10 protein-coding genes and 1 tRNA gene are annotated in these 12,300 nt (G+C 53.4%); 1 reads left to right on the top strand and 10 read right to left on the bottom strand.

The window, feature by feature from the left end; all coding sequences use genetic code 11:
* Positions 1-2: 2 nt before the first annotated feature.
* The 10 genes from AC16KF_RS09985 to AC16KF_RS09940 all read right to left on the bottom strand — a co-directional run bounded on the left by AC16KF_RS09985 (position 3) and on the right by AC16KF_RS09940 (position 10,791).
* Positions 3-1,937, bottom strand: a complete 1,935-nt coding sequence (locus AC16KF_RS09985) for a GAF domain-containing protein (protein ID WP_484037164.1) — start codon at positions 1,935-1,937, stop codon at positions 3-5.
* Complete coding sequence (locus tag AC16KF_RS09980; RefSeq protein WP_484037163.1) at positions 1,934-4,066, bottom strand: GAF domain-containing protein; 2,133 nt, start codon at positions 4,064-4,066, stop codon at positions 1,934-1,936. The genes AC16KF_RS09985 and AC16KF_RS09980 overlap by 4 nt, the downstream gene beginning before the upstream one ends.
* Before the next feature lie 14 nt (positions 4,067-4,080).
* The gene (locus AC16KF_RS09975; protein WP_484037162.1) at positions 4,081-4,524 is read right to left on the bottom strand and encodes a response regulator; all 444 of its coding nucleotides are present in this window, start codon (positions 4,522-4,524) and stop codon (positions 4,081-4,083) included.
* Positions 4,517-4,909, bottom strand: coding sequence for a response regulator (locus tag AC16KF_RS09970; RefSeq protein WP_484037161.1), 393 nt, complete (start codon positions 4,907-4,909; stop codon positions 4,517-4,519). The genes AC16KF_RS09975 and AC16KF_RS09970 overlap by 8 nt, the downstream gene beginning before the upstream one ends.
* Before the next feature lie 109 nt (positions 4,910-5,018).
* Positions 5,019-5,090, bottom strand: a tRNA-Gly gene (locus AC16KF_RS09965).
* A 74-nt stretch (positions 5,091-5,164) separates the two neighbouring features.
* A complete protein-coding gene (locus AC16KF_RS09960) occupies positions 5,165-6,166 on the bottom strand; it encodes a polyprenyl synthetase family protein (protein ID WP_484037160.1) in 1,002 nt (333 codons plus the stop codon).
* 3 nt (positions 6,167-6,169) lie between these two features.
* Positions 6,170-6,778, bottom strand: coding sequence for an HAD family hydrolase (locus AC16KF_RS09955; protein WP_484037159.1), 609 nt, complete (start codon positions 6,776-6,778; stop codon positions 6,170-6,172).
* Positions 6,779-6,858: 80 nt separating this feature from the next.
* On the bottom strand, positions 6,859-9,297 hold the full coding sequence (locus tag AC16KF_RS09950; RefSeq protein WP_484037158.1) for a GcvT family protein: 2,439 nt from the start codon (positions 9,295-9,297) through the stop codon (positions 6,859-6,861).
* Positions 9,298-9,423: 126 nt separating this feature from the next.
* Positions 9,424-9,810, bottom strand: a complete 387-nt coding sequence (locus AC16KF_RS09945; protein WP_484037157.1) for a four helix bundle protein — start codon at positions 9,808-9,810, stop codon at positions 9,424-9,426.
* Positions 9,811-9,894: 84 nt separating this feature from the next.
* Positions 9,895-10,791 carry a phosphotransferase gene (locus tag AC16KF_RS09940; protein WP_484037156.1) on the bottom strand — a complete coding sequence of 299 codons (897 nt, stop codon included), beginning with the start codon at positions 10,789-10,791 and terminating at the stop codon, positions 9,895-9,897.
* 347 nt (positions 10,792-11,138) lie between these two features.
* Here AC16KF_RS09940 and AC16KF_RS09935 point away from each other — a divergent pair, with 347 nt between their 5' ends.
* The gene (locus AC16KF_RS09935) at positions 11,139-12,266 is read left to right on the top strand and encodes an amino acid ABC transporter substrate-binding protein (protein ID WP_484037155.1); all 1,128 of its coding nucleotides are present in this window, start codon (positions 11,139-11,141) and stop codon (positions 12,264-12,266) included.
* The last annotated feature ends 34 nt before the right edge of the window (positions 12,267-12,300 follow it).

The raw sequence follows: 12,300 nt of genomic DNA, 5'->3' as shown, positions 1-12,300 counted from the left end.
GGCTATTCTGCCTCATCCAGCGTCAATTCGATCGTGGCTCGGGATGCGTCGTATCGTCTGCCCAGTTCTTTTACAACGGTCTGCATAACGCCTTCCACCGTTGTGGATGCCCAAATCTTCGAGTTAATCTCGGATAACATGCGTTCGCGCAAGGCGATCTGTCGCGATTCGCTTACCAACCGCGCGTTTTCAAGCGCCACTGCCGCCTGTGTTGCCACAGCGCTGACCAAAGACTCCTCTTCCGACGTCCATTCCTCCGGACTTTCGAGCCGGATCTGCCCCAGGATTTGGTCGCGCAGGCTGATGGGGATTTCCAGCTGTCGGGCTTTTTCATCCGATTCGTCGCCGACGCCGTATTCCAACTCCTCTGGCTGGCTGGCGATTCCGCTCCAACCGGTGAACAGGTATTGTTTCTGGATCGCGCGGAGTTCCCGAATATTTTGTTGCGCGTCCTGAAACAAGCGGGCGTTCTCGAGGGCAATGGCAACTTGATTTGCCATGTTTTGCAAGGTGCTGACCACCTCTGGACTAAAATCGGTTTCGCGGACGGAATGCAGGTTGAGAGCGCCAATGACCCGGTCGCTGGCAAGGAGAGGAAGCGCAAGTTCAGAACGGGTATATGGCAGTACAGGCAGGTTGGCGCGGTACTTTTCGCCTGTGGTGTGCGGGTATGACTTGGGGGCGCGGTCGCGAATGGCGAGCCCAACGAGGTTGCTTCCTGAAACGTCCGTCTTATGCCGGCTTTTCAAGAGTAACTTCCCCGCCTCTCCGCTGGCTTCTTTGAGCTCAGCCCACTTCTCACTGGAATCAAGCAGATATACGCCTACAAAATAATATCCGAATTTTTCGGTAAACAAGTTGACAATGCTTGAGAGCATTACTGCGGGATCCAAACTCGAGGCGGCGACCCGCCCGATCTCATTGGTGGCTGATAGTTGCTTGGTCCGTTCAGTCACCTGTTGTTCGAGGTAGCTTTGCAGAGATTCGAGCCGCGCCACCATGCGATTAAAATGGATGATCACGATTCCCAGTTCGTCGGTGGCGCTGATCGGCGCTCTTGCCGATAGATCTCCTTGTTCGATGCGGTCGAATGTCTTGAGAAGATCGGTTACCGGGTCTGAGATCGACCGTGAGGCAAGATAAGCGATTGCGATTCCCAAGGCGAGCACCAGAATACTCAAAGCAACGATGTGTATCTGAAGATCCTGAAAAATTGTCATCGGGACATCGTCTGTGAACAAGACCCGCGACACTTGTTGGTAGCCGATGGGGGCGAGAATGAGAATGCTGATGATGATGATTGCGAACATCAGGACAAGGAATTTGGACAGCGCCAATACGCCCGCCCGGCCTTTCATCTGACTTTCGAAATCTTCGGGGGTTAGTAACAGCCGAAATGGCAGGGTGAAGCGTCCCAGGAGAAAAGTGGCAAGTATGGCGTATCCCAACACGGCCGCGGTTCCGCCCATCAGGGTGTAGAGCGCGTTGCCTGGCGTGGGCGTGTTGGTTGGCGTTGAGTTTTCTGTGATTGCGATTAAAGCGGTTGTCGGGATTACATTAAGAACAAAAGCGATCGCAATGGATGCGAATCCGTAACGAACCGTTAGGCTGGTCAACTCGCGCCAGGCGGTTAGCTCGTCCTTAGGCGGCGCAATGGGGGAGGCTTTGCCGGATATTTCATCCAGTCTTTTTCTGGCGGTGGTGGTCAGCCTCATGCCCACGAGTAGCAAGGTCAAAAAAGTGACCACGATCAGCGCGGGAGCGAGAATGGGCAGAAAGCCGAGTTGTATTCCAGCGCTGGCGGTGTTGACCCGGACCGAAACGATTCCGGGTATCGCGCCCAAAAAGGCGATCACTTGCGCGAGTGCGATGATGAGCGCCAGATGCCAGCCGCCCAGCCGGGCAAAGAGGCGTTCGAAAGAAAGATAAGCGCTCATGCGGGCTGGCTTTCCTGGTCCTTCTTGTCATCGGCGCTGACCGCGAGTTTGATGCGCGCGCGGGTGGCGCCAACAGCGCGGGTAAGTTCGCTGGCGGTTGTCGCGAGGATGGCTTGCATATCTGTGGTGCGCCGAATTTTGTCGGAAATTTCAAAGATGATTCTCTCGCGCTCTGCCTGCGAACGGATTTGCTCGAGAAGGCGCGCGTTGGCAATGATCGCCGCAAGGCTTCCGCCTAGGGTTCCCAGCAGTTCCTCATCGTTCTCTGTGTACGCGCCGATTTGCTCGCTTTCCACATTCAATACGCCCAATAATTCGCCTCGGTAGAGCAGAGGGATCGCCAGTTCAGATTGCGTGTTCGGACTGCCTTCGATGTAGCGCGAGTCCTGTCTTACATTCGAAACGCGCAGGGGCTTGCGATGCAAGGCTGACCAACCGGTGACGCCGCTTCCGAGCGCGATGGATTGTTTGAAGATCTCATCCGCATACCCCACCGCGGCCTTTACCTCCAGCGTATTCTTTTCTTTGTTGAGCAAAAGAATGGTCACGCGATCGCCGCCCAATGTCACTTGCAGTCCGTTGACTGCGGAGGAAAGCGCTTCGTCCAGCGTGGTTCCCGATGCCGCTGTGGTGGTGATGTGGTGGAGCAGGCGGTGTTGCGCGAGGTGTTCCTGGGTTTCCGAGAACAACTCGGTGTTGATCACTGCGATGGCTAATTGATCGGCTAGGATTTGCAGGATGCGAAGATTATCGCTGGAAAAAGCATATGCGCGTTCGCTTTGCACATCGAGCACGCCGAGGATGCGATCCGCCACTTTCAAAGGGATCGCCGCTTCCGCGCGGGTATCCGGCAAGACCGGATTCGGATAATAGGTGGCGTCTCGCGTGGTGTCGTTCACAACGAGAACTTCGCCTTTGCCTGCCACAAAACCGACGATGGACTTTGAGCCAACGCCAAGTTTGTGGTTTACCCGTTTCAGTTGCGCGCCCGCGTCGCCGGTGGAGCCGCGCACCACCACAAATTCACCGGGCATATCCTTGAGGAAAACAGAAGCGTGATAAAAATTGAAGCGTAACCGAATTAAATCCACCGCTTTTTGTAATAACTCGTCCAGGTCCAGCGAACTGCTGATATCGCGCGCGATTTCAGCGGCAGTTTCGAATTGCAAAACGACTTGCTGGCTTTCGTCCAACAGACGAGCATTGTAGACGGCGCCAGAGACCTGGCTGGCAACCGCGACGGCAAATCGCAAGTCGTCATCGTCAAAACCGTATTCGTTTTCCAAATCCTGCACGATAAGCGCGCCGATGGCTTCTCCGCGCGCTAACAGAGGCACGCCCATCCATGAGCGCGGAAGTTTGCCGGTTATTTTCGCTCCCATGGCGACGATCCGTTTTTCGGTATCCGAAACGATCAACAGAGGTTCGCGCGTGCGGAGGAGAATGGAGGTCAGCCCCTCGCCGAGCGGGAACGTGTCGAGGGATGAGAATTGTCCCTCTTCATAGAGATACGGAATGTTGATCGAATTGGTCGATTTGTCGTAGAGCGCGATCACAAATCCATGATCGCCAATCACGCTGATGAATTGATCGTGAATGGATGAATACAGGGTTTTCAAGTCGCTGACTGTTGCCGCGTTGGAGGCAAGAATGCTCAAAGCGCGGCTTTCCAGGGAGCGCCGTTCGCGCTCCACGGGCTGGGACGGGGCTGTGGAGTTTGCGACGACCTTGGTCGTCAACTGGATCGTCCGCTGAAACGAGTCGATCAATTCATCGCTAATAGTCTGGCCCGCTCGCGCGCCGATCATCACCAAACCGCGCATATCCGCGCCTTGCATCACGGGAATGAACGCCGCAGACTCGCACTCGAACTGACGAATATAGTGGAGCATATTGAACTGAGTCAACGATTCAGGCAACGACCTCCCGCTTGCCGCATCCACCCTTACAAACCCGCGCGTAATGTGACCTTCAATATCCCGGACAGACAATTCATGCCCGCGAGGAATCGTCGCCTGTGGTTCTCGCGCGCGCGGGTCTGAAAATTGCGCAAGTTGCAGGTGATCTCCATTGGCTATAAAGTAAGCCGTGAAAAAGAACGCGTTTCCTTCGGGGAAATTTTGATTCATTGAAATCTAATTTTTTAGCTGAACTCCCAGACCGATTCGCCGTTTAGAATTCGACGGATCTGATCGGGAAATTTATCGGGATCGAGCGGCTTACCGAGGAAGCCATCGAAACCGGAATCCTTTGCCTTGTTCATTTGGTCCGTGCTTGCCTCGGCAGTGACGGCAATGATCGGGATCGAGCGTAGCTTCTCAGACGCGCGGATCTTTTTCAAAGCGCCGTACCCATCCTCGTAGGGGAGGCGGATATCCATGAGAATCAGATCGAGCCGGGATAACGTGTCGGCATATTCGACCACCTCGTAGCCGGACGTTTTCCATTCGCAATGGATTCCCAAATACCCCAACATTCGGGCAATCAACACAAAGTTAGCGACGTTATCCTCAACGACCAGAACGGTCGCGTCCTTTGGAATCGTCGGCTTTCGGATGGGTTGGGTATCTAAAACATTTTCAGACATGTGCTCTCCTCGCGAGGAACTTTTCTACTTCTCGAACCAGTTGATCGATATCGATCGGTTTTTGGATATACCCATCACAGCCAGCCTCGATGGTTTTTTCGCGGTCGCCCCGCATCACATTGGCTGTGATGGCGAGGATCGGAACCTTGCCGAACCCATCCATGGCTTTGATCTGCGCCGTCAGGGTGTAGCCGTCCATATCGGGCATGTTGATATCCATTAAGATGAGATCGGGGCGGCGCGTCTTCAGGATTTCAAAGGTCTCTTGGGCGCTACTGGCTTCGACCAGCGCGTATTTTTCCGCCAACAAGACACGCCTCACCAGCATTCGGTTTTCGGGATTGTCTTCCACATACAGGATCAAATTCTTGGCGCTCTCGCTCATCAATAGTGTGTCTCCAGACTGAATTTTACATACTACCTTTGGGGGATGACATGACAGCAACCTTGCAAATTCCCCAACAAAAATGTCGAGGCGGAGCCTCGACATGCAGAGCGGGTGATGGGACTCGAACCCACGATATCTTGCTTGGGAAGCAAGCGTTCTACCACTGAACTACACCCGCTAGATGTTCAAAATTATAGCCATGCGAATCTGTTGTGTCAATGCGGATATAAAACCCGCTTCGCCTCGACGGGGCTACTGTTTGCGCCCTAGCAAGCGACTCGTCAACTCGAACAACGCTCCGCCCGCCTCGCCCTGCGGGTCTGCCTCGCGCAGATTCATCAACGCGAGATCGGTCATCTGCTTCGCCGCCTCTTGCGCCGCGAGCAAGCCGCCTTCACTCGCAAGCAAACGCGAAACCTCGCCAACCTCATCGGGCTTAATCGGTCCCTGCGCCCAACTTTCCGCGAACTTTCCTTTTTTCTCAAGCCCCGCCAAAATGGGAAGAGAATTTTTCCCTTCCACCAGATCGCTCGCAACCGATTTGCCCGTCACTTTCTCGTCGCCCCAGATTCCTAAAATATCATCCTGCACTTGAAACGCGAGACCAAGATAATGCCCATACGAGCGATAGACTTCCTGCTTCTCCTCGTCCGCGCCGCCAAGCAACGCGCCGATGTGACAACACGCCGCGATCAGCGCGGATGTTTTGCCTGAGATCATGTGCCAATAATCTTCCACGCCGAGATCGTTTCGTTCTTCATAAGACATATCAAGATACTGTCCGCGTGTGAGATCGAGACAAGTGTTATGCAGAATCCCCGCCGCTTTCATCACAACCTCGGCTGGATAGCTATCTTTCAAATCAACAATTGCCTGACTCGACATCACGAACAACGCATCGCCAACATTGATCGCCATCGGCGCGCCCCATTTGACCCACGCCGTATCCCTGCCTCGTCGCTTCGATGAATTATCTTGGATGTCATCATGCACGAGTGAAAAGTTGTGCACCAATTCAATCGCCGCCGCCGCAGGTAGCGCAAATTGCCAATTTGCACCACAAGCAGATGAAGTCAACAACACCAACAGCGGACGAATCCGTTTGCCAGTCGCTTCGGGACCCGCGCCTTCACCCGTCCAGCCCATGTGATAGGTGAGCATCTCGTGGAAAGGCTTTGTGCGCGGCGAATCCAATCGCGAGACTTGTTTTTGCAGCTCGGCTTCGATGGCTGAGATGAGTTCTTTTGTGTCCATGCGTTAGAGAATTCCCATATGAGTTAATTCATCTTCCAATTGTTCGGGCGATGTGAAATGGATTGTAACAAATCCCATCCGTTTTGCCTGTTCGATGTTCACCAGCGAATCATCAATGAATACACATTCGCTCGCGAGTCTGCCGATCTTTTCAAGCATGAGGTTGTAGATCTCAGGCTCAGGCTTCACAAAACCGACGTTTGCCGAAATGACCATGTCATCGAGCATGTTGAAGAAATCATACTTTTCTCGTGCAAACGGAAATGTCTCCGCCGACCAATTGCTCAACCCATACAGTGGATAGCCCGCCTGTTTGAGTCGCTTCAAAATTTCGACTGTACCTGCGAATGTATCGCCTATCGAATCTTTCCAATGATCGTGATATGCCTGAAACAAATGCGCGTATTGCGGGAACTTCTGCGAATGGTCAGCCACGCCTTCTTTGAATGTGCGACCTTTATCTTGTTGCGCGTTCCATCCCGCAAAATCCACTTCACTGAAAAATTTCCTCATCGCCTCTTCATTCTCAAAATGACGACGATACACATACCACGGATTCCATTCGAGCAAAACATTCCCGAAATCGAAGATGATGGCTTTGATGTTGTTCATATGCAAGACCGTCCCGCAGGTTTGATTTCAGGACTCTGCTGAATCCCAGGAAACCTGCGGGACGTTTTCCCTATGTCACGTTACGCTTTCACTCGCTCACCCTTCGGATCAAACAACGGCTCTTTCTGTACTTCCGCCTGAATTTCAACGCCGAAGCACTCTACCGTTACCCGCGTTCCAACTTTCGCCAACTCAATCGGCAAATACGTGTACGCAATGGACTTGTTGATCGAATATCCGAATCCACCCGAGGTGACCCAGCCGACAACTTTTCCATTGTGGCGAATTGGTTCACTTCCAAAGACGATTGTGTTTGGATCATCCAGCACAATACAACACAACTTTTGTTTAACGCCTTCCGCCTTCTGTTTGACCAGCGATTGCTTACCAAAGAAATCAACGGACTTGTTCAACGCCACCGCGAATCCCAGCCCTGCTTCGTACGGGGTGTAATCTGGCGTGATGTCCGCGCTCCAGTAGCGATAACCCTTTTCCAGCCGCATGGACTCAATCGCCTTGTATCCCGCCGCGACCATGCCGTGCGGTTTGCCTGCGCTCCACAACGTGTCCCACAATTGTTCGCCATATTCAGAGGGCGCGTAAAACTCCCAGCCGAGTTCGCCGACATACGTCACGCGCAATGCCAGGGTGGGAATATTCCCAATCGTGATCTGTTTCGCTGTCATATAAGGGAACGCTTCATTAGATACGTTGTCGCGCGTGACAGATTGCAGAATGTCACGAGCGCGTGGACCCCACAAACCAAAACATGTTCTCGCCGAAGTAATGTCGTTTACAAACACAGTTCCATCGAGCGGCATGTATCTTCGCAGGTGAGTCATATCGTGCGTGCCGAAGGCTGTGCCAGTCACGATTTGAAACCGATCTGTGGCGAGGCGCGTCACAGTGAAGTCACATTCGATTCCGCCGCGCGCGTTGAGCATTTGCGTGTACGTCACTGTGCCGATGGGTTTATCAATATCGTTGGCGCATAATTTTTGCAGGAATTCACACGCGCCTGGTCCCTGGATTTCGATTTTCGAGAACGACGTTTCATCGAACAAGCCAGCGGCTTCACGCGTGGCGCGAGTCTCTGCGGCGATGGCAGGTGACCAGTTGTCGCGCGACCAGCCCGAAAGGTCGGGAAGAGAAGCGGCGCGTGAGTCCGCTTCATTTGGCGCGAACCAGTTCGGGCGCTCCCATCCGCCTTTTTCACCAAAGACCGCGCCCAAATCCTGCAAGTGATGATAGGCGGGCGAAACACGCAAAGGTCGCGCCGACTCGCGTTCTTCGTATGGCATGTGAATGTCGTAATATTTTCCGTACGTTTCAATTGTGCGCGCCAACGTGAACGATTGACTCGCATATTGATTTCCAAAACGCCGCACATCGAGTTTCCACATGTCCCATTCGGGGTGCCCGTCAATGATCCACTCCGCCATCGCTTTGCCGATGCCGCCCGCGCCCGCGATGCCATGCGCGCAAAACGCGCACGCCACCCAAAAGCCGCGCACAGATGTTGGTCCCAACAAATATTCTGAATCGGGCGTGAAGCCTTCGGGTCCATTTAATAACTGCACGATCTCAACACTTTCCATTGATGGCACGCGCTTGATAATATTTTCCATCAACGGCGTGAAGCGATCCCAATCGGGTTCGAGCAATTTGAAATTCCAATCTTGCGGCACGCCATCGAGTCCCCATGGCGCGGGCTGTCGTTCGTACCCGCCCGCGACCATGCCGCTGTCACTGCCGCGAAAATAAACAAGATGATCTGGATCGCGCATCGTCGGCATCGTCTGTGGTTGATTCTTGACAGGCTTGGTGATGAGATACAAATGCGCCATCGGGATGATGGGCAACGTGATGCCGACCATGGACGCGATATCGTTGCCCCACAATCCCGCCGCGTTGATGACGACATCGCTTCTTACTTCGCCTCGATCTGTCATCACACCCCGAACCTGATTCCCGCTGACGGTGATTCCAGTCACGCGCGTGTTGAACATAAACGTCGCCCCGCGACTCTTCGCGCCAGCCGCGAGCGCGTTGGTGAGTCCCGTTGGGTCAATCTGCCCATCGGTGGGGAGGTGGACTCCGCCGCGCACATCATCCAACGACATCAACGGAAATAAATCCCCACATTCTTTCGGTGAAATAATTTCAAGTGGCATCCCAAATGCTTTGGAATATCCGACAACGCGCTTCAATTCCTCCAGCCGCGCATCCGATGAAGCGATTCGCAAACTGCCCACTTCGTTCCAGCCTGGGTCAACGCCTGTGAGGTCTTTGAGCTTGCGATACAAGTCCGTGCTGTAACGCATCATCTTGGTGAGGCTCGATGATGTGCGGAGTTGCCCCACTAAACCTGCCGAGTGAAACGTCGAACCGCTCGTCAATTCATGCCGTTCGATGACGACGATATCTTTCCATCCCATCTGTGTCAGATGATAAGCAATGCTTGCCCCGCCGACTCCTCCGCCGATGATGATCGCTTGTGCGTGTGTGGGTAGATTCATGAGTGTGTTGATCCTTGATTGGTGTTTGAGGGTAAATTCGTGAGGCGTGGGTTCGTGGAGCGTGAGGCGATGTTGCGTGAGGCGTGGATTCGTGAGGCGTGGGGTGTGTGAACGTGAGGCGAGGGGTTACTCTTTGCCGCGCGGGGTCCATTTGCCTGGGTCGGACATCATGATGGAGAGTTGACTGCAAATGTGGTCGTAATGGTCGGAGAGTTCTTTGTGAAGTGCGGGTGTGATGTATTCGAAGTGTAATGCAAAATCAATCCAGACGGCGGTTTCGGTGGCTTCTGAATCAGAATCGGTCAATTTGCTGACGAAGTTCTTCGGGTATTTTCTCCTCCGCCATGCTTCGGCGATGTTCGCGCAGACCGAACGCGAGGAACGCCTGATTTGATCAGTAAGGCTGTATTTTTCTTCGGAAGGAAACTTCTTGGTGATTTCATGGATCTGTGTCGCGGATTTGAAGGCGAGTTGATACACGCGCAAGTCACGGTGAGATGTAGCGGTTGTCATTTTGTTCTCCTTTTGTGAATTGATGAGCTGTCGGAGCATTGAATTGGAGTCGCCTCACGCCCAATTCGCTCCACGCCTCACGTTTTACACTTCCCTCAGCCACCTTTGAAACTCACTTCCACTCGTGCTGGATTCAAACCTCTCAAAATACTTCTGCCCGTAGCCTTCGTAATCAAAATCAAGTTGCGAGACGCCGCGTTGTACCTGCGCCCACATTGCCTCTCTTAGATCGGACATGATCTTCATTAACTTGAGATGCGCGTGTTGTGAGTCTGTTGGGTTGTTGAAGTAGGCGCGGAGCAAGATGGCATCTTGTTCTACGTTGAATTCGTGTTGAACGGCGAAGTTGCCCAGGTCAAAGAAGATGTCGCCCATGCCCGCGTATTCCCAATCCAAAACGCGGATGCGATTTCCATCATCAATAAAGTTTCCATTGAGTAAGTCATTGTGGCAGGGACGGAGTGCCAGCGGCTCGCGGGCGTAGAGCGCTGTTTCGATCTCACTTGATTTTTCGAGATACCAATCCATCTTATCGGGTAGTTTTACATTGAAACTGCGAGCAGTTTTGGCGTATTCCTCCGCGACGCGGAAGGGAGAGAAAAAGCCGGGAAAGTTTTCAATCGCGTGATAGGCTTTCATAGATTCAAGCACGCGTTTGATGTTTTCCTCCGTGCCGATCTCCTCAGCCGACATCCCTTTGCCTGAAATGAAACGAGCGAGGATGAATCCCTCAGGGGCAATAAAGGCAACAGGGTTTGGAGCAACTCCAATTTGCGCGGCGAGGCGGGAGCATTCATATTCCACCGCGCGGTCGATGCCGAGAAATTTTGTCTCGTTGCCGCCCATCCGCAAGACGAAGGAGTCTCCGTCTGCTGTGATCTTGTAATTCTTGTTGGTGATGCCGCCCGTCAACTCAACGACTTCGATTGACTTGGCGGAGGCGATTTGCGGAATGCGCTGGAGGATTGTGCTGAGTTCCATGGTTGACCTCGATGGCAGGACGTGCGCGAATTATACTTTTGATTTGCGGAATAGAAACGACCTTGCGAGATATAAATGTTTCCGCGAAACGAATAGTCAAATCGCCTTGCTTTTTTTCAAAAAATGAATTACAAACCTTTCAACACGAAAGGAGGTGCGCCGCCCCCGTCCTGTTGTAAAGAACTGCGCCGTATAAAACGAGATCGTTCAATAGACCTCTTGCGAAAATCACTTTCGCCACAGAGCACACAGAGAAAGAGAGCATTTCTCAAAGGTCTCTGTGGACTCTGTGGCTAAGCTAGAGACACTTATGCAAGAGGTCAAATAAAACTCTACTTGGAGGAGAGATGCGTAAAACCTATACCACCCTATCGTTGTTTGTCCTGTTCGCGCTTGTGTTAGCCGCATGTGGCACCGCGGCTCCTGCGCCCGCTCCCAGCGGCGAAACCGTCACCGTGAAAGAAACTGTAGTCGTTGAAGTGACCTCATCCGCGCCGGTTGTTGTCGCTCCCACCGGCTATGGCGTAACGCTGAAAACCGTGATGGAACGCGGCAAGTTGGTCTGCGGCGTGAACTCGCAAGTGCCGGGCTTCGGCTACGTGGATGCGAGCGGAAATTTTGCGGGGATCGATGTTGATTATTGCCGCGCCCTCGCCGCCGCCATTTTTGGCGATGCTACCAAAGTCGAATTCCGCCCTGTGACCGCCGCCGAGCGCTTCACCGCTTTGCAATCCGGCGAAATCGATATCCTCAGCCGCAACACCACGTGGTCGCTTGTGCGTGATACCGAGTTGGGCGGCAACTTCGTCCACACCACCTTCTATGATGGTCAAGGTATGATGGTTCCGAAAGATAGCGGAATCAAGACCCTTCAAGATTTGGCGGGCGGCACGATCTGCGTTCAGACCGGCACAACCACCGAACTTAACCTCGCCGATGTGATGGCGTCGTTGGGCGTCGAGTACACCCCGGCTGTTTTCGAAGATGCCGATGCGACATTCGCGGCATACTCCGAAGGGCGCTGTGACGCCGTCACCACCGATAAATCCGGCTTGGTCTCGCGCCGCTCTGTGTTGGCAGATCCGTCTGCTCACGAGATCCTCGACGTGACCATGTCGAAAGAACCGCTCGGTCCGATGGTTCGCCACGGCGACGATCAATGGTTCGACATCGCGCAATGGACGGTCTTCACGTTGTTCTCCGGCGAAGAATTTGGAATCACCTCTGCTAACGTGGATGACATTCGCGCCAATGCCACCGCGCCTGAAGTCCGCCGTATGCTTGGCGTGGAAGGCGACCTGGGTTTGAAACTCGGGCTCACCAACGATTGGGCTTATAACATTATCAAGCTCGTCGGAAATTACGAGGAGATTTACAATCGCAACCTCGGTCCCGATACCCCGACTTACATTCCGCGCGGCTACAACAGCCTGTACACCGATGGCGGCTTGCTCTATTCGCCGCCGTTCCGTTAGACCATAAAGAACGCAAAGAGGGCGGGGAGATATT

The organism is Candidatus Defluviilinea gracilis (assembly GCF_057138825.1).
The sequence above is the reverse complement of the archived record's forward strand: the minus strand, read 5'-3'. Positions and strand labels throughout refer to the sequence as shown.